This window comes from Streptomyces zhaozhouensis (genome assembly GCF_900230195.1).
GTDB lineage: Bacteria > Actinomycetota > Actinomycetes > Streptomycetales > Streptomycetaceae > Streptomyces > Streptomyces zhaozhouensis.
On the sequence record NZ_OCNE01000007.1, the window covers coordinates 183987 to 202124 of the forward strand.

Sequence of the window (18138 nt, forward strand, 5' to 3'; positions counted from 1 at the left end):
CTGCTTGTTGGAGGTGATCGGTGCCTGCGCCAAAGTGGTGCCGCTGATCGCGCTTGTGGAACTGGCACGCGAACTGCTGCGCGACCCTGTCAGGGAGGAGCGGGTCTGGTCCGTTGTCGCCATTGCCGCTGGGGCGCTTCTGCTGCGCCTTCTCGCCAGTGGTGCCGCGCTGACCGTCACTCACCTGGCCGACACCGCCTTCCAGCTCGACGTCCGGCGACGCGCGGCCCGGCGATTGGGCCACGTGCCGCTGGGCTGGTTTACCGACCGGTCCTCGGGGCGGGTCAAGAAGGCTCTCACAGACGATGTCGCCGACCTTCACCACTTGGTGGGCCACGCCTACCTCGATCTCACCACCGCGATCGTGGCGCCATCCGCGGCCCTGGTCTACCTCCTCGCATCCGACTGGAGGTTGACCTTCTTGACTCTGCTTCCCGTCCTCGTGGGGATCATCCAGTACGCGTTCATGATGCGCGGCCAGGGGGAGCAGATGGAGCGCTACCAGCGTTCGATCGCCGATGTGAGCGCCGCGGCTGTCGAGTTCGTGGACGGTATCGCCGTGGTCAAGACGTTCGGGCAGGCCGGGCACGCGCACACGCGTTTCACGAGCGCGGCCGAGTCGTTCGTCAACGACTTCTGGAACTGGGTCAGGGGCATGTTGCGGGGCTCCACCGTAGCCGAGTTGGCCCTGGCACCGTTCACCACCCTGCTGGCCGCCCTGGTCGCGGGCGCCGCGTTCGTGCAGGCCGGCTGGGCCGAACCGGCGGACGTCCTGCCGTTCCTGGTGGTGGGGGTGGCTGTGGCCGGCCCCTTCCTGGAGTTGAACTACGCCTACCAACACCTCGTCAGCGCCCGACACGCCGCCGGCAACATTCAGCGGCTGCTCAGCACCGAGATTCTCCCGCCGACCGCGGACACGCCAGCTATCCCCGTCGACGCCCGCGTGCGCTTCGCGGGGGTCCGCTTTGGCTACTCCGACGACACCGAGGTGATTCGTGGAGTGGACCTGGACCTGCGACCCGGAACGGTCACCGCGCTGGTTGGCCCCTCGGGTGCTGGGAAGAGCACGCTGGCCTCGCTGCTGGCGCGCTTCTGGGACCCGACGGAAGGGCACGTCAGCATCGGCGATGCCGATCTGCGGGAGATGGAGCAGCACACCCTTTACCAGCACGTGGGGATGGTGCTTCAGGACATTCGGCTGGTGCGGGACTCGGTCCGGGAGAACATGCGATTGGCTCGGCCGGACGCCAGCGATGAGGAGGTGGTCGCGGCGGCCCAGGCAGCCAACATCCACGAGCGGATCATGGCGCTGCCTCGTGGCTATGACAGCGTCCATGGAGAGGACGCCAACCTCTCGGGAGGCGAGGCCCAACGCGTCGCGATTGCTCGGGCACTGCTCGCCGACACACCGGTGATCGTCCTGGACGAGGCCACGGCCTACGCCGACCCCGACTCCGAGACGGCCATCCAGAACGCGCTCTCCCGACTGGCCGCCGGTCGCACCCTGTTGGTCGTCGCCCACCGGTTGCGCACCGTAACCGGGGCCGACCAGATCTGTGTGCTGAACGAAGGACGGATCGTGGAGCGCGGCGACCACGAGTCACTGCTTGCCCGAGGGGGGCTCTACGCGGAGCTGTGGGGCGCCCAAGAAGCACTCGCCGAAGGACGGACACCGTGATCCGAACACTGTTGAGCCTCGGGGACCGGTCGGGAGCCCGGCCCATTCGCACGAATCTCATCAGCCTGGTGATCGAGTCAGTGCTGGCCGGTATCGGTTACGCCTGTATGGTCCCGGCGTCGGAGCACATTCTCTCCGGCCGGCCACAGGACGCCTGGCCCTGGATCGTGGCCGTCGCCGTGCTCTTCGCCTGCTACTCCGTGGTCCGCTACCGCGCCCAGCTGGCCGCCTATCGCGCCGCCATCGGCCTGGCCGAGCAGCTCTTCCGCCGGCTTGGCGACAAGGTCTCCGCTCTCCCACTGGGCTGGTTCTCCGACCCGCGTCGGGTCGGCGAGCTGAGCCAGCTCTCCAGCCGGGGCATCGTCGACGTGATGGGCGTCCCCGCGCATCTGCTGCGCCCGGTGGTGGCCTCGGTGGTCACGCCCGTTACCTTGCTGGTCGCCATGTTCCTCTTCGATTGGCGGCTCGCGCTGGTCGCCCTTGTGGGCCTCCCCCTGGTGGCCGTCGTGGGCCGCTGGGCCGGCCGGCTGGTGGCCCGGCTGGATCGCGTGCAGAAGACGGCCACCACCGCAGCGGCCGGCCGTGTGGTGGAGTTTGCTCAGGCCCAGGCCACGCTCCGTGCCGCTGGCCGGACTGCTTCCGGGCACCGGCAGTTGGAGAAGGCCCTCGCCGAGCAGAGCGCGGCCCAGCGTTCCACCACCGTGATCGCCGCGCCCGCGCTGCTCTCCACCAACCTCGTGATCCAACTGCTCCTGGTCGCTCTGCTCGCGACGGGCGCCCAACTGGCCCTGGGCGGTGAGCTGGGGACTGCCGAGCTGGTGGCGCTGCTGGTGCTGGGTGTCCGGTTGGTCGAGCCATTGATGACAGCGGTGGAGAACGGGGCCGCCCTTCGTATGGCCGGCAACGCCATGGCGCGGTACCAGGAGATTCTGGCCACGGCGGAGTTGCCCGCCCCGCATGCCACTCCCGCGGGAGAGGGACCCGTCGAGCCTTCCGTCGAACTGCGCGAGGTCACCTTCGGCTACGGCGGCGAGCCAGTCCTGCGCAACGTGAGTCTTGTGGCGCGACCGGGCACGATGACGGCGCTGGTGGGGCCTTCAGGCTCTGGCAAGACCACGGTGCTGCGGCTGATCGCCCGGTTCTGGGACGTGGACGAGGGCACGGTGTCGATCGGGGGCAGGGACGTACGGCAGTTGACCACCGAGGAGCTGATGCGCCACATCGCGTTGGTCTTCCAGGATGTCTACCTCTTCGACGGCACCATCGAGGAGAACATCCGGATGAGCAGGCCGGAGGCGAGTGAGGAGGAGCTGCGCGAAGCGGCCGAACTCGCTCGCGTCACTGAAGTCGTGGACCGGCTTCCCGATGGCTGGCGGACGCGCGTCGGCGAGGGCGGCGCGGCTCTCTCCGGCGGAGAACGTCAGCGGATCTCGATCGCTCGCGCCTTGCTGAAGGACGCGCCGATCGTTCTGCTCGACGAGGCGACGGCGGCTCTGGACGCCGCCAACGACGCAGCCGTGGTGGCCGCGTTCGACTCACTGCGTGCGGACCGCACCCTGGTCGTGGTCGCGCACCGGCTCCCGACGGTGCGCTCGGCCGACCAGATCGTGGTGCTGGACGGCGGTCGCGTGGTGGAGGAGGGGAGCCACGAACAACTCTTCCGACACGGCGGTCGGTACCGGGTCTTCTGGGAGGAACGCACCCGCTCGGTGGGGTGGCGGCTCACCTCGCCTACTCCGGGGGAGTAGGTGGCGGCAGGGGAGAGACCAGGCGGCGCGGCCGTCGCGCCGCACCCGACGCGGGACTCTGCCGCCTCGCCCTTCCGCACGTCGGCCGTCAGGCTCTCGGGGAGAGCGCTCGGATACGGCGAGCGTTGCGTTCGCCAACTGACCAACCGCGCCTTCACCCTGGACACCGCCGGCAGCCAGTGGCCGGCCCCGCCAAGGCCGCCGCTCCCCTCCCCTCGCCGACTACTCGCTCTTCGGCCACCGCCTCGAGGCCCCGCTGGGGCCGCGGCTCGACGCACGGATTCCGTACGGCTCACCGCACCAAGTTCCGCCCTGCCCAGCCTTCACACAACACGGAGAGAGATGACCAACGCCGCACCCGCCGCCGAGCCGGAACTCATATCCCACCCGGCCCACGCCCAGCGACGGATCTTGCGCGTCCTGGTCGCCTCGCAGATCCTCAGCGGCGCCGGCCTCGCCGCCGGCGTCACCGTCGGCGCCCTCCTCGCCCAGGACATGCTCGGCACCACCACCCTCGCCGGACTGCCCAGCGCCCTGCTCACCGCCGGCTCCGCCCTCGCAGCCATCGTCGTCGGCCGCGTCTCCCAAGCACGCGGCCGTCGCCCCGGCCTCGCCACCGGCTACCTGACCGGCGCCATCGGCTCCGCCGGCGTCATCACCGCAGCCGTCCTGGACAGCCCCGTCCTGCTGTTCATCGCCCTGTTCGTGTATGGCGCCGGCACCGCCACCAACCTCCAGGCCCGCTATGCCGGAGCCGACCTCGCCGCCCCCGGCCACCGCGCCCGCGCCGTCTCCACCGTCCTGGTCGCCACCACCCTCGGTGGCGTCGCCGGACCCAACCTCGCCGCCCCCGCCGGCACCTTCGCCGAACACTTCGGCATTCCCCACCTCGCCGGACTCTTCGTCATTTCCGGCGCCGCCTACGCCTTGGCAGCACTCGTCCTCGCCCTGTGGCTGCGCCCCGACCCGCTGCTCCTGGCCCGCGCCGTCGCACAGGCAAGGGAAGCCGACGCCGCGGCCAACCCGGCCGCCGACGGCGGTGACGCCGACACCAGCGAGGGCACAGGAGGCGTGGTGCTTGGCGCGCTGGTCATGGTCCTCACCCAACTCGTCATGGTCGCGATCATGACGATGACACCGGTCCACATGCACGACCACGGCCACTCCACCGCCGCCTCCGGCCTCGTCATCGGCATCCACATCGGCGCCATGTACCTGCCCTCGCCTCTGACCGGCTGGCTCGTCGACCGCTACGGCCGCATGAAGATGGCCGCCGCCTCCGGTATCACCCTCCTCACCGCCGGCATCCTCGCCGCCGCAGCCCCCGGTGACTCCGTCGCCCTCCTCGCACTCGCCCTGGCCCTGCTCGGGCTCGGCTGGAACTTCGGCCTCGTCTCCGGCACCGCGATCATCACCGACACCGTCCCGCTCGCCACCCGCGCCAAGACCCAGGGCCTGGTCGACGTCTCCATCGCCATCGCGGGCGCCACCGGCGGCATGGCCTCCGGCATCATGGTCGCCGCCACCAGCTACCCCGCCCTCGCCCTCACCGGCGGCGCCCTCTCCCTCGCCCTCCTGCCCGCCGTCGCCGCCACCGCCTACCGCCGATGAACCCGACGAACCCCGACGTCCCCGCGCCCGGCATCACCGTCGACGGAACCGGACTGCGGAAGACGGCAGTGATCCCCGAGATCGCCAAACGGGGGAAGCGGGCCCTGGGCCTGCTGGCCTACCTCTACGGCCCGGGAATCCGCGGCCCGCACACCGCCCCGCACCTGGTCGCCTCCTGGGACGGCCACGCACCGGACCCCGGCCGACACCCGAATGCTTGAGGTGGAAGCACAGGCGGGCCCCGCGATCGGGGCAGGTGGAGCGGTAGCCCAAGGCCGCGGCCATCGAGGCGCGCTTCCCGTTCAGGTGGCGCCGCGGGAGCGAAAGTCCGCCCTCGGGGCGCGTAGGTGCGGCGGATCTGAGGGAGAGGCATTCGGGACGCCACCCTCGAACAACTCGACTGCCCCAACTCGACGTGCCTCCGCCAGTCGAGACCGCGTTAAGGGAGGAAGGGAGCAGCCGGGAGATCCCTGTCTCGGTGGACCGGCTGGGCCTCGCCCCGGCCGCCCGGGCAAACTCGGCTGACCTCTTCTTCTCCGGCCAACTGCTTCAAGGCATATGCGGGCGGCCACGGTGTCGCGCCGCGCTCGCTCCAGTGGGGGGAGCTCCCATCGTGCCGGACAGCTCGCGTAGCCGCTCCCGCAACTGCGCCTTCCGCTCTGCTGTTCGGCGGCGCGGAGTCGAGGAATGGCGCTGCTGCTCACGGGTGGCGCAAACACACGGTGTAGCTCAGCTCTGGCAAACCCGCATCAAACCTGATCCATATGTCATCGCCGCAGAACTTGTCGGGGTCGTCGTAGTAGGTGGGTGCTCGCCTGGTGACATACATGGCGTCGTCGCTGCCGCAGTCGGCGAACTCGTAGGAACGATCACCTTCCGGGCCGTAGCGGTGCAGGCAATCGCCGGGCTCCGCGTAGCCGACGTCGCCGGCACCGTAGTTGATCGACAGGCACAGCACCACGTCGAGTGACTGCCAGGCGTCCACCGTGAACGCATGGCTGTGCGTACCTGGCCGGGATCGGTCACAGCCAGCGTCGTCACTCGTTCCTTCCAGGCGTTCGACGACGGTGAAACTTCCGTTGGCGCACTCCGTCTCGGACCAGCGGGAGTAGCCGCTCCCCGTGACTCCATCCACGCAGTCTCCCTCACGCGCGTGGTAGGCGGTGGCGCCGTCCTCGTGGAGATAGGTCAGGCACAGCGTGAGGTCGTCCTCGGGGTAGGTCGAGGTCAGGTCGTTGAGGGGTGTTCCGTCGCAGGCCGCGGGGTCGGCAGGGCCGTGGATGACTCGCAGGGTCTCGAAGGCCCCGTCTTCGCACGTCGCCATCGACGTGAGGTCCACGTCCCGCATGGTCCCCTGGTTCTCGAAGCAGTCGCCTTCCTCGGCGTTCCGGATCGCTGGGCCGGCCGTGACGGCCGTGTCGCCGGGGTCGGTGTCGTCGTCCTGCTGAGCCTGGATGTTGATGAAGATGACTCCCGCCCAGGCGAAGACGATCAGGGCCAGGACGCTGGCCGCTATGAGGAGTCGCCTGCGTGAGCGGGTTCCGCGGCGGGGATCAGGCGGTTGAGGCGCGGGCCGTGGGGTCTGGGTGAGGGGTGCCGGCTCGGGGGCGGACATGATCTGCGGTGGCACGAGTGGCGGCTGCGGCTGCGGCGGCGCGCTCGGGGCGTGGGGCGGGGCTTCGGCGGTGTCGTTCGTGGCGTTGATGTGGCGGCTCAGCTCGGCGCGCTGCCGTTCGGTCAGTCGCTGCACCACCTCGGGCCACGGGGAAGGGGCTTGGGGGCCGGCTTCGGCTTCGGCTTCGGCTTCGGCGGAGATGAGTTCCAGGAGCCGCGTCGGGTGGGGGCGTTGGGTGTGGTCCTTGGCCAGGCACGGCTCGATGATGCGTCGTAGTGGGTCCGGGAGCGGGGTGAGGTCGGGTTCGGTATGGACGACGTTGTAGAGGATCTGTGGGATGTCCGGTCCCTCGAAGGGGTTTCTCCCGGTGTGGGCGACGAACAGCATGACGCCCAGGGAGAACACGTCGGTGGCCGGCGCAAGGGCCTGTCCCCGGGCCTGTTCCGGCGACATGAACCCGGGGGCTCCGATCACGGAGCCGACGTGGGTGAGCGTGGTGGTCATGGTGTTGTGGTGGGCGGTGGCAGCGCCTTCCACCGCCCGGACGATGCCGAAGTCGATCACCTTCGGGCCGTCCTCGGCGAGCAGCACGTTGGAGGGCGACAGGTCGCGGTGGACGAGGCCGGCGTCGTGGATGTCGCGCAGGGCCGACGCCAGTCCGGCGGCCAGCCGCAGCACCGCGTCCTGCGGCAGGGTCCCGCCCTCCTCCAGCACCTCCCGCAGCGACGGGCCATGCACGAACTTCGAGGCCAGCCAGGGGATGTCAGCGTCTGGATCGGCGTGCACCACGGGGGCGATGGTCTCGCCGGCCACCTTGCGGGTAGCGGTCACCTCGCGCCGGAAACGTCGGCGGAACTCCTCGTCGCCGGCCAGGTGAGCGCGCACCATCTTGATCGCCACCAGCGCGCCGTCCGGCCCCGTGGCCAGCAGCACACGCCCCATCCCGCCCTCGCCCAGCACGACGCGCGGCCGATAGGGGCCCAACGCACGCGGGTCAGATGCCGCCAACTCCTCCACAGTTCCCCTCCTCAGCGCGGGCTTCCGCAGACCCGCTCAGTCCACTTCGAGACGCCAGGGAAGACTAACTGCTCTCGACAATCGGGTAGTTGGAAGTCGCGACCGGTGGGTATGGCTTCGCTCTGACGGCGCGGGGCGCGAGGCGCGCGCCGTCCGGTCAGGATCGGAAGGCTCGCCAGGCGTCAAAAGGGTTGGACACGGGGGAGGACGCGGTGCGGCGGGTCCGCGTCGGCGACGACGTGCTCCGCGAGACCGAGCAGCCCGCCGTCCCCGAGTGGGAAACGGCGCTGCTGAGGCCGGCGTTCCGAGGTGGTGTGCCCGGGGACCTCACCGCGGTGCTCGTTGATGGCGACGGTAGCGGCCAGCACGGCGGAGAACAGCGCCGGATCGTTCCGGCCGCGACCGCACTTCGCCGCTGCTCGGGCGCTACGGCGTCCACTCGTGCGCGTGAGCGGAGACGAACTCGGCGAAGGCGCGCGGCGGACGTCCGGTCAGTTCGCGCACCGCGGTGCTGACCCGGTCCTCCCGTCCCTCCGCGATCCCGCGCTCGACGGCGGCGAGGGCGTCGGCGAACTCCGCCGGCATCCCGGAAGCACGGTAGGCGGCGGCCTGTTCCCGTTCCGTGACGCGCTCCACCCGCACCCGTCTGCCGGTTCGCGCGGTGAGGATCCGCGCGGCCTCCGGATAGCTCATCCCCTGCGGGCCGGTGATCAGGTAGTCGCTCCGAGCGTGCACCCCCGGGTCCGCCAACAGTGCGGCGGCACTGGCCGCGACGTCCCGCGCGTCGACCCACCCCAGCCTGCCGTCACCGGCCGCGGTGCGGATCTCGCCGTGCCGGCGGACGCGGTCGGCCAGGGGGTGCGGGCGCAGGAAGTTCTGCATGAAGCCGGACGCGCGGAGCACGACACCTCCGGGCTGGGCCCGGACCTGAGCGGCCATCTCCACGGCGCTGGGCGCGTGGGGCAGCACGATGGCGGAGCCGAGCAGCACGAGGCGCCGGACGCCGGCCCGTCGCGCTCGGCGCAGGAAGGGCTCGACCAGCGGCAGCGGGTCCACGCTCTCCACCGGAGGAAGCAGGAAGACCCGGTCCCTCCCGTCGAGCGCGGGGCCGTGGGTGGCGGGGTCGTGCCAGTCGAAGCGGATCGCGTCGGGGTCGGCCGCGTCCGGGTTCCTGCTGGCGGCGCGCGTCGGCACACCGGCGGCGCGAAGCTCCCGCACCAGCGCCTTCCCGGTCCTGCCGGTCCCTCCGGTCACCAGGACTCCGGGCATCAGGCGTTCTTCCCTTCCGGCTTCCCTTCCCGCTCTTCTTCCCGCTTCCCCTCCAGCGCGTCGAGCAGCTCGGCGAGCCTTCCGGCGGCGGCGGCCGCCGCCAGCGGGCTCCAGTAGTCCCGATACAGAACGATCAGCCCGTCGCGGACCGTGAGCACCACGACGTAGTCCAGGCGGTAGGGCCGGGAGGTGGCCACGGCGCGGCCGGTGGCCGTCCACTCCACCACGACGGTGTCCGTCTGGTCCGTGGGCCGCACGGTGAGCGCGGCCAGCTCCTCCACGTCCATCAGCCTCGGATAGTCGGCGAGGTAGGCGCGCACCTCCTCGCGTCCGCGGAGAACGCGAGGAGAGCCCTCGGCCGCGAAAGGGAACTCCGCGATTCCGTCGGGCGCCCACAGGTCCGCCACGGCGTTCATGTCCTTGGCCAGCGTCAGGTCGATCATGCGGCGAAAAGTCTCCTCGGGAGCAGCGGGCACCATTCCTCCTCGTGGTCGGGAACCGGCCAGGCCACCCTGCACGGCGGATCCGCGGGCGCGGAACGGACAGTTGAGCCCCGGACCAGCGGGGTGAGGCTCGGCCGCTCCGCGCGTGTCAGGATGGAACGGTGAGCAGCCAGGAACTCGCGGACTTCCTCCGCCGCCGCCGCGAGGGCCTGCGGCCGGAGGACCTGCCGGCCGAAGTCGCGCCTCCCGAGGGCTGGCGTGCTCGCCGCACACCCGGGCTGCGCCGCGAGGAGGTGGCCGCCCTGGCGCGGGTGTCGGTGAGCTACTACGAACGACTGGAACGCGCGCGGGCGCCCCGGCCCTCACCCCAGGTGCTGTCCGCGCTGGCGACGGCTCTGCGGCTCACCGCTGCGGAGCGGGACCATCTGGCCCGCCTGGCGGGGCAGGTGCTGCCGGCGCGGACCGACGGCGCGCGGCGGCGCGTACCCGAGGAGGCCCAACGGCTGCTCGGCGGGCTTGACGGCATCCCCGCCTACGTCGTCGACGCCCGGCAGGACATCGTCGCGTGGAACGGCGCGGCCTCGGCTCTCCTCACCGACTTCTCCCTTCTCGCACCCGAGGAGCGCAACGTCACGCGTCTCGCGGCGAGATTCCGTGACACCCTCTGCGCGGGCGCGCCCGGTACGGAGTCCGCTTTCTCGCTGCAGGTAGCCGCCGCGTTGCGCGCGGCCGGCGTGCGGTACTCCACGGACCGCGCGCTCGCGGAGCTGGTCGACGAGTTCGCGGCCCGCGACCCGGACTTCGCGCACGGTTGGTCTCAGCACGCCGTGCATCCCGTCCCCGGCGTGCGGAAGACCGTGCGTCACCCGGCGCTCGGCGAGCTGGAGCTCGACCGGCACACCCTCGGCCTGCCCGGCTCGGACCTCTCCCTGGCGCTGTACACGGCGGAGGCCGGCAGCCCCAGCGCGGCCCTGCTCAGGAGCCTTTGAGCACGCACCCGACGGCCCGCGGCCGCTCCCCTGGGGGTGCGGCGCGCGTGGCCCGAGCGCGGGGCGGCCTGGCGGTACCGGTGCGGGGGCGGACGAAATGCCCGCCCCCTCGGCCACTGCCCGCCCCGGTCTCAGCGGATCGGCTCCAGCAGCCGGTCGAAGTCGCTGCCGTGGTGCGCCCAGTGGGCCGGGTCCGCCGTGTGCGCGGCGAGCTCGGCGTCGGTCAGCAGGCAGGACTCCAGGAGCGCGCGCAGCGCCTCCGTGTCCAGGCCGGGTGAGGTGAAGACCAGGTGCTGGCCCCGGTCGCCGAGCCGTGGGTGCCAGTCGACGAGGGCGGCGGCGCGGCGCGCGCTCGGGACGTCGGGCCAGGCGGCCTCGGGGAGCGTGGCCAGCCAGGGGCCGAGGGCCTCGACGCACAGCGCCCCGCCCGCCGCCTGCCAGGACAGCAGGGTCTCGCACCTGTCGGCCAGCCAGAACCGGCCACGGCTGCGCAGGGCCCCGCAGGCCAGGTCGGGCAGGGCGGCGTAGAGGCGGCCGGGGTGGAAGGGGCGGTCCGCGCGCCACACGAGCGTGCTGACGCCCGCCGCCTCGCCCTCCTGCGGGAGCAGCGCGGTCGCCGGATGCACGCGGGCCGCGGCGGCCGACGCGTCGAAGCCCGTCGTGACCTCCCGGAGGAACGCGGGGTGGCCGGGGCCGGTGAGCCGGGCCAGCGGATGGAGTTGGGTGAGCAGCGCCCGGTCGGCGGCGTCCGGCGGGGCCTCGCCCTCGACGAGGGCGAGCAGGGGCGCGTACTCCAGTTGGCGCGCGAAGGTGTCGCCCACCGTCCGCTCGTCCTCGCGCGCGGCGGCCAGGCCGGCCCCGGCGAGGTCGTCGCCGTTGGCCAGGCAGGGGTGCACGAGCGCCGGGTCGACGGCGGTCACGACGCCGACGAGCGCGAGCCGGCCGTCACCGGCCGTGCTCAACAGCTCGGCGACGGACCGCGGTTCCACGGAGTCCCACAGCTCCACGACCGCCAGCGCGCACAACTCCCCGCCGTCGGCGAGTCGTTCCAGCTCGGGCAGCAGGTCCTCGCGCAGCGCGCAGCAGGCGCAGTCGTTGACCAGCGGCGCGGGTCCCGAGGTCAGGACGCCGCTGTGGTCGCGCAGGGTGCGGTGGAGCGTGCCGGCCGGCGCGGTGGAGAAGTCGTGGTGGAGCGCGACGCCCCGGGGCACCGCGCGGAGGAGGGCGTCGACCGTGGCGCGTCGGGCGTCGGCGTGCAGTCCGGCGACGAGGACGACGGGGAGCGTCACCGTGTCTCCCGGCGTTCGTAGCGGCGGCGGAAGCGTTCGACGCGGCCGGCGGAGTCCACGATGCGGAGTTGGCCGGTGTAGAAGGGGTGGCTCGCCGAGGAGATCTCGACGTCGAAGACCGGGTAGACGTTGCCGTCCTCCCAGGCGACGGTCGGCGCGTCCGTGCGCGCGGCGAGCGTGGAGCGGGTGAGGAACGCGAAGCCGGCCGCCCGGTCGCGGAAGACCACGGGGCCGTAGGCGGGATGGATGCCGGAGCGCATGGGGACGGGGCCCTCCTTGGGGGACGGGAAGCGGAGGGCCCCACTATACAGACATGGAAATCATTTCCATCTAGCGGTGGCCGATGTTGGCGAATTGCATAGTTCTGCAATTCGCCATAGAGTCGTACCCGGTTCTCCGGACGGGCGAGGGACGGGTAGGGGAGAGACATGCCGGTGCCGCTGTACCAGGCGAAGGCCGAGTTCTTCCGGATGCTGGGGCACCCGGTGCGGATTCGGGTGCTGGAGCTGCTGCAGGACGGGCCCATGCCCGTGCGCGACCTGCTCGCCGAGATAGAGGTCGAGCCCGCCGCGCTCTCCCAGCAGCTCGCCGTGTTGCGCCGCTCCGGGATCGTGACCTCCGCCCGCGAGGGGTCCACCGTGGTCTACGAGTTGGCGGGCGGGGACGTGGCCGAGCTGATGCGCGCGGCCCGTCGGATCCTGACGGAGATGCTGGCGGGACAGCACGCGCTGCTGGCCGAGCTGCGGGAAGCCGAGGTTCCGTCCGCGTGAGCGCCCCCGCAGCGCCGGGTGCCGCCCGGGTCCGCTCCCTCCTGCCCTCCCGCGCCGACCTGACCGCGATGGGGCGTTCCCCCCGCCGCGACCTGCTGGCCGGGCTGACCGTGGCCATCGTCGCGCTTCCGCTCGCGCTCGGGTTCGGCGTCTCCTCGGGGCTGGGCGCCGAGGCCGGCCTGGCGACGGCCGTGGTCGCCGGTGCGCTGGCCGCCGTGTTCGGCGGTTCGCACCTCCAGGTCTCCGGCCCGACCGGCGCGATGACCGTGGTCCTGGTGCCGATCGTCGCGGCGCACGGGGCCGGCGGTGTGCTGATGGTCGGTCTGCTCGCCGGACTCCTGCTGGTGGCCCTCGCCCTGGCGCGGGCGGGACGCTGGATGTCCTACGTGCCGGCCTCGGTGGTGGAGGGGTTCACCCTCGGCATCGCCTGCGTGATCGCGCTCCAGCAGGTGCCGGGCGCGCTCGGTGTCGCCGACGCGGAGGGCGAGCGGGTGCTGGCGGTGGCCTGGCACGCCGTCGGGTCGTTCGTGCGGGACCCGAACGTGACCGCCGTGTCGCTGGCCGCCGGTGTCGTCGCGGTGATGCTGGCCGGTGCGCGCTGGCGGCCCTCCCTCCCGTTCTCGATCATCGCGGTGGTGGCCGCGACGCTCGTGGCGGAGGTCTTCCACCTGGACGCCGCCGCCCCGATCGGCGACCTGCCGGCGGGGCTGCCCGTCCCCTCCCTCGGCTTCCTCGACCTCGGCGCCCTGGGGGCGCTGCTGCCCTCCGCGGTCGCGGTGGCCGCGTTGGCGGCCCTGGAGTCGCTGCTCTCGGCGCGGGTCGCCGACGGCATGACGACCGGTCAGCGGCACGACCCGGACCGCGAGCTGTTCGGCCAGGGCGTGGCGAACATCGCCGCGCCGCTGTTCGGCGGCGTGCCCGCCACCGGCGCGATCGCCCGCACGGCGGTCAACGTCCGCACGGGCGCGGCCTCCCGGCTGGCCGCGCTGACGCACGCCGCCGTCCTGACGGTGATCGTGTTCGCCGCGGCTCCGCTCGTCTCCCGCATCCCCCTCGCGGTCCTGGCCGGCGTGCTGGTCGCCACGGCGATCCGCATGGTGCATGTCGCCTCGCTGCGCGCGACGGCGAGAGCCACCCGCGCCGACGCCGTCGTCCTCGTGCTGACAGCGCTCGCCACGGTTGTGCTGGACCTGGTGTACGCGGTGATCCTCGGCCTGCTGGTCGCCGGCGTGCTGGCGCTGCGTGCCGTGGCCCGGCACGGGAACGTCGCCCGGGTCGAGCTGCCGGTGGCGCGCGAGGAGGAGCGCACGCGCTGGGACGGACGGATCCTGGCCTACCGCGTCGAAGGACCGCTGTTCTTCGCGGGCGCCCACCGCCTGCTCCGGGAGCTGTCCGAGGTCACCGACGCGCGGGTGGTGATCCTGTGCCTGGCACGGGTCAGCGCGGTGGACGCCACCGGCGCCCTGGCCCTCAAGGACGCGGTGCGGGCGCTGGAGCGGCGTGACATCGCGGTGCTGCTCTCCGGGGTGCGCCCCGAGCAGCGGCAGGCGCTGCGCGCGGTGGGCGCGCTCGCCCCACCGCCCTTCGGCCCACGGGAGTGCGCCACCACCGCCGAGGCGTTCGCCGCCGCTCGCGCGCGGTGGGAACGCCCGGGGGCGGTGCCGGCGCCTCCCGCCTGACCGCGGTCAGAACCGGGTGAGGAAGTCCCAGGTCTCGTTCGGCAGCCACGAGTCGCCGCCGTCGCCGGGCGCCCCGTCCCGCGGTGCCGCGATGTGTCCGCCGTCGAAGGCGGCCCAGACGACGGGGTGGTCGGCCGAGCAGCCGGTGTAGGCGGTGGTGACGTGGGTGAGGCTGCCGGGCGCCGGTGCCGGCGGCTCCTGCGCGTCGCAGCCGTTGTTGCGCACGAACGTGTCCCGCAGCGCCGCGTGTCCGTCGCTGTCACCGACACCGTGCGCCCCGAAGTAGGCGACCGGCTCGGTGCCGCCGTCGCACCCGCTGACCGGGCCCGGCGAGCCGTAGGCGGCGACCGCGCGGAAGACGTCGGGGCGTGAGCAGGCCAGGGAGTAGCTCATGGCGCCGCCGTAGCTGAAGCCGACCGAGAACCGCTGGTTGGTCTCGACGCAGAGGTTCTCCTCCAGCGTGCGGAGCAGTTCGTCGACGAAGGCGACGTCCTGGCCACCGGTGTTGGGCCACGCGTTGTCCAGGCCCTGCGGTGCCACGAAGATGGTGCTGTCGCCGGCCAGCCGCTTCAGCCCGTAGTACGCCCAGGTGCCGGTCTCCACGGTCTGGCCGGTCGCGACGTCGGCCGCCGTTCCGCCCCACCAGTGGAAGCCCAGCACCAGCCGGTGGGGGTGGTCGTTGTCGTAGGTGTCGGGGATGTCGAGGATGAACGAGCGGTCCTGGCCGCCGCTTTGGACGGTGTGGGTGCCGTCGGTGAGGCCGGGGTCACTGCCGCATCCGGCCGTGGCCTCGGAGGTGCCGGGCGCGGTGGCCGGGGCCTGGTCGGCGCTGGCGCCGAGCGCCGAACCGCCGGTGCCCAGGGCCAGCAGGGCGGCGACGATAACGGGGACGGCGGTGAATCGGAGTTTCATGAAAACCCCTTCCGTGTCGCTGACATGGGGATGTCGATTTCCTTTCGGCGCGGGAAGCGGGAAGCGGGAAGCGGGAAGCGGTACGGGACGACGCCTTTCGTTGTCGACGCGCCCCGAGCGGAAACGCGCGCGCGTCGCAGTGCTTTCCGGTTCCGGTTCCGGCCCCGGTTCCGCTTCCGCAGGAACCGCGGCTAGGCCGCGTTCAGGGCGTCGAGGACCGCGTGGTAGGCCTCCTTCTTCTGGTAGTTGGTGTCGAAGAGCAGCGGGGTGTCGTCCGCGCGCCAGGAGTGCCGGTCGGTGAAGCCCCAGATGGTGATGCCGGTGCAGCGGGAGACGGCCAGGCACGCCTCGGTGACCTGGCGGTAGGCGTTGGCCTGGGCGCTGCCGGAGCCGCCGATGTCGAGTTCGGTGATCTCGACGTCGACGCCCAGGTCGGCGAAGCGCTGCAGGTTCGCCTGGTAGCTGGAGAGGTCGGAGTTGGCGTCGAGGTGGCTCTGGAAGCCGACGCAGTCGATGGGCACGCCGCGGTTGAGGAAGTCCTGGACCATGGCGTAGATGCCGTCGCTCTTGGCGTTGATGCCGTCCGTGCCGAAGTCGTTGTAGCAGAGCTTGGCCTGGGGGTCGGCGGCGTCGGCGGCGCGGAAGGCCTCCTCGATCCAGCCGTCGCCGAGTTGCTGCTGGAGGTTGGACTGGCGGCGGCTGCCGTCCCACTCGAACGCCTCGTTGACCACGTCCCAGGACGAGATCTGGCCCGCGTAGTGGCCGGCGACGCCGTCGATGTGGTCGAGCATCGCCCGGCGGAGGTCGTCGCCGCCCAGACCGTTGACCCAGGAGGGCTGCTGGGCGTGCCAGACGAGGGTGTGGCCGCGCACCTCCATGCCCTGCGCCTGGGCGTGGGCGACCAGTTGGTCGCCGCCGCTGAAGTCGAACTGGCCGCGGTTGGGCTCGGTGGCGTCCCACTTCATGACGTTCTCCGCCACCACGCTGTTGAACTCACGGTTCAACGTGGACGCGTAGTCGGCCTCGCCGAGGAGGTGCGGCGCGACGGCGGCGCCGTAGTACCGGCCGCTCTGCTCGGCGGCCCCGCCCAGCGTGTCCGCCGCCTGGGCGGAGCCGGCGAAGACCAGGAGGCCGGTGGCCGCCAGGCCGGTGCTGGTCACGGCCGCGAGCGTGGCCCGCACGCGGTGCCGGGCGCGCCGTCTCGGGGAGGTGCTGATCATGGCGATCTCCTTCGTTCGGGGGCGGTTCACGGGGTGGTGAGGTCGAAGCGGGCGACCCGGACGCTGCCGCCCAGCGCTCGGGTGGCGTGGTGGAAGAGCGCGAAGCGGTAGCCCAGGAAGAACTGCCAGGCGTGGTGGAGAACGAAGCCCGGGCCGAGATCCGTGAAGGCGGACCCGTCCGCGCTGTGGGAGAAACGGGCCTGGCGGCCGGAGCCGGGGGTGATGTCGACGGTGACGCGCAGCCAGAGGCGGGTGCCGGCGACGGCCGCGGTGGCCCGTTCGGTCCCGGTGGAGACGGTGTTCCAGTCGCCGTCCATGCGGATGTCGTCGACCATCGCCAGCCGGGTGGCGCCGCCTTCGCGGATCAGGCCGATCCAGGCGGAGGAGTCGCGCAGCACGGCCAGGCCCGCCCGGTCGCCGTCGGTCATCCCCTCGTGCTCCAACTCGACGGTCGCGGTGGAGGTGGGGCCCTGAACGCGGTGGGTGAGGGTGTTGCGGGCGGAGTAGAGGTCGTCGGTCACGGTGGCGGTCGACAGGGTGAGCCCGTTGCCGACGGCGAAGCGGTCGTGGTCGGGGTTGTGGTTCCACTCCCACCGGGGAGCGAGCGTGGGGCCGTCGAAGGTGTCGGGGCCGGTCATCGGCCGCGGTTGACGCGGGGGCGGGGGAACGGCGGGCTCCGGGTAGGAGGAGCCCCAGGCGCCGTCGACGAGGTGGAGCGCGGGCCAGCCGTCCGCCGTCCAGCTGACGGGGGCGAGCGCCGGGACCCGTCCACCGGGGTAGGCGTCCACGAACGCGAGGTAGTACCAGTCGCCGCCGGGCGTGTCGACCAGCCCGCCCTGGTGGGGCACGCCGCCGCCCGGGATGGGCCCGGGCAGGTCGAGCAGCAGCTCCCGCAGCTCGTAGGGGCCGAAGGGGGAGGGGGCCTTGAGGATGTACTGGCCGTTGGCCGGGCGGGTGAGGAAGATGTAGTAGTCGCCGTTGATCCGGTAGAACCTGGCTCCCTCCAGCGTGCCGATGTCGGAGGGGGTGTCGAACACCTGCTCGTTCCTGACCTCTTCGGTCAGGTCGTCGGAGAGCTGGGCCACGGAGATGCGCGTGTTGCCGTACGCCACGTACGGGGTGTCGCCGTCGAAGAGCAGGCCGGCGTCGTAGTAGGCGCGGGGAAGCGTGGCGACCTTCTCCCACTCGGCCTCGACGTCGGTGGCCGTGTACACGTGGCTGAGGGAGAAGTCGGTCTGTCCCAGCCAGTAGAAACGGCCCTCGCTCGCCCGGTGGTTGAGGGTGGAGGCCCAGATCCCGGCGACGTAGGCGCGGCCGCCCTCCATGTCGTACTTGGCGCCGAAGTCCAGGCGCGGGACGGAGTGCCCCGCGAACTCCCAGTCGACCAGGTTCCAGGAGCGCAGCACGGGCGCGCCGGGGGAGTAGTGCATGGTCGAGGCCGAGTAGTAGAAGGTGTCGCCGACGCGGATGACGTCGATGTCGGCGAAGTCCTGCCACAGGACGGGGTTGTCGAAGAGCGCCCGGGGGCGGAGCCCGGCCGGGGGCGCGGGGGCCGTGGTGGCCGCCGCGTGGGGGGACGCGGCGCTCCAGGGGAGCGCGGCGGCCAGGCCGAGGCCGGTCGCCCCGGAGAGCAGGCCGCGACGGCTGGGGCGGGGGGTGGGGGACATGGCGGAAGTCCTTCCGGAAGCGGCTCGTGGGGGGAGGGACCGCTGCGGTGCGCGCCGGGCCCGGGAGGCGCCAACCGCGCACCCACCAGGCCAAGTTCGAGATGTCGAACCGTGTTCCATGGCGCGAACAGAGAATAGGAAGGGGTTTCCGGCGCGTCAACGCGGTCCGTCGAATTTTTTCGAAACGCCTTCCGCGGTATGGCCGTGGATTTCCCTCGTCCTTCGAGTTCA

General features: G+C 72.2%; 15 protein-coding genes. 7 read left to right on the forward strand and 8 right to left on the reverse strand.

The genetic code is table 11. The features are described 5' to 3' along the window. The first annotated feature begins 4 nt into the window (after positions 1-4). The 4 genes from CRP51_RS12820 to CRP51_RS12835 all read left to right on the forward strand — a co-directional run bounded on the left by CRP51_RS12820 (position 5) and on the right by CRP51_RS12835 (position 5258). Entirely contained in the window at positions 5-1678 is a 1674-nt protein-coding gene (locus CRP51_RS12820; RefSeq protein WP_281259649.1) for an ABC transporter ATP-binding protein, read from the forward strand. A gap of 68 nt (positions 1679-1746) precedes the next feature. Then, entirely contained in the window at positions 1747-3426 is a 1680-nt protein-coding gene (locus CRP51_RS12825; protein WP_245880551.1) for an ABC transporter ATP-binding protein, read from the forward strand. A 342-nt stretch (positions 3427-3768) separates the two neighbouring features. Next, positions 3769-5037 (forward strand): MFS transporter, encoded by a 1269-nt coding sequence (locus CRP51_RS12830; RefSeq protein WP_097231245.1) that lies wholly within the window; start codon positions 3769-3771, stop codon positions 5035-5037. Then, complete coding sequence (locus CRP51_RS12835) at positions 5034-5258, forward strand: hypothetical protein (RefSeq protein ID WP_097231246.1); 225 nt, start codon at positions 5034-5036, stop codon at positions 5256-5258. The genes CRP51_RS12830 and CRP51_RS12835 overlap by 4 nt, the downstream gene beginning before the upstream one ends. A 479-nt stretch (positions 5259-5737) precedes the next feature. On the opposite strand, the gene CRP51_RS12840 is transcribed toward CRP51_RS12835, so the two are convergent. The 3 genes from CRP51_RS12840 to CRP51_RS12855 form a co-directional block, all read right to left on the reverse strand. Continuing rightward, a complete protein-coding gene (locus tag CRP51_RS12840; protein ID WP_342749043.1) occupies positions 5738-7669 on the reverse strand; it encodes a serine/threonine-protein kinase in 1932 nt (643 codons plus the stop codon). A gap of 426 nt (positions 7670-8095) precedes the next feature. Continuing rightward, entirely contained in the window at positions 8096-8938 is an 843-nt protein-coding gene (locus tag CRP51_RS12850; RefSeq protein WP_097231250.1) for an NAD(P)H-binding protein, read from the reverse strand. Then, positions 8938-9381, reverse strand: a complete 444-nt coding sequence (locus CRP51_RS12855) for a nuclear transport factor 2 family protein (protein WP_245880553.1) — start codon at positions 9379-9381, stop codon at positions 8938-8940. The genes CRP51_RS12850 and CRP51_RS12855 overlap by 1 nt, the downstream gene beginning before the upstream one ends. Positions 9382-9542: 161 nt before the next feature. On the opposite strand from CRP51_RS12855, the gene CRP51_RS12860 reads away from it, so the two are divergent. Next, positions 9543-10370, forward strand: coding sequence for a helix-turn-helix transcriptional regulator (locus tag CRP51_RS12860; protein ID WP_097231251.1), 828 nt, complete (start codon positions 9543-9545; stop codon positions 10368-10370). 131 nt (positions 10371-10501) lie between these two features. Here CRP51_RS12860 and CRP51_RS12865 read toward each other — a convergent pair whose 3' ends face one another. Both CRP51_RS12865 and CRP51_RS12870 read right to left on the reverse strand, forming a co-directional pair. Further along, a complete protein-coding gene (locus CRP51_RS12865; protein ID WP_097231253.1) occupies positions 10502-11659 on the reverse strand; it encodes a CobW family GTP-binding protein in 1158 nt (385 codons plus the stop codon). Continuing rightward, entirely contained in the window at positions 11656-11919 is a 264-nt protein-coding gene (locus CRP51_RS12870; RefSeq protein ID WP_097231254.1) for a type B 50S ribosomal protein L31, read from the reverse strand. The genes CRP51_RS12865 and CRP51_RS12870 overlap by 4 nt, the downstream gene beginning before the upstream one ends. A 168-nt stretch (positions 11920-12087) precedes the next feature. On the opposite strand from CRP51_RS12870, the gene CRP51_RS12875 reads away from it, so the two are divergent. Both CRP51_RS12875 and CRP51_RS12880 read left to right on the forward strand, forming a co-directional pair. Then, positions 12088-12429: an ArsR/SmtB family transcription factor gene (locus tag CRP51_RS12875; RefSeq protein WP_097231256.1), complete on the forward strand. Its 342-nt coding sequence runs from the start codon at positions 12088-12090 to the stop codon at positions 12427-12429. A 68-nt stretch (positions 12430-12497) separates the two neighbouring features. Then, entirely contained in the window at positions 12498-14108 is a 1611-nt protein-coding gene (locus tag CRP51_RS12880; protein ID WP_097231336.1) for a SulP family inorganic anion transporter, read from the forward strand. A 6-nt stretch (positions 14109-14114) separates the two neighbouring features. Here CRP51_RS12880 and CRP51_RS12885 read toward each other — a convergent pair whose 3' ends face one another. From CRP51_RS12885 to CRP51_RS12895, 3 genes are all read right to left on the reverse strand, one after another. Continuing rightward, positions 14115-15020 carry a CE1 family esterase gene (locus tag CRP51_RS12885; RefSeq protein WP_097231257.1) on the reverse strand — a complete coding sequence of 302 codons (906 nt, stop codon included), beginning with the start codon at positions 15018-15020 and terminating at the stop codon, positions 14115-14117. A gap of 191 nt (positions 15021-15211) precedes the next feature. Continuing rightward, positions 15212-16240 (reverse strand): endo-1,4-beta-xylanase, encoded by a 1029-nt coding sequence (locus tag CRP51_RS12890; protein ID WP_097231259.1) that lies wholly within the window; start codon positions 16238-16240, stop codon positions 15212-15214. A gap of 26 nt (positions 16241-16266) precedes the next feature. Then, positions 16267-17907: a glycoside hydrolase family 43 protein gene (locus tag CRP51_RS12895; protein ID WP_097231260.1), complete on the reverse strand. Its 1641-nt coding sequence runs from the start codon at positions 17905-17907 to the stop codon at positions 16267-16269. Positions 17908-18138: the final 231 nt, after the last annotated feature.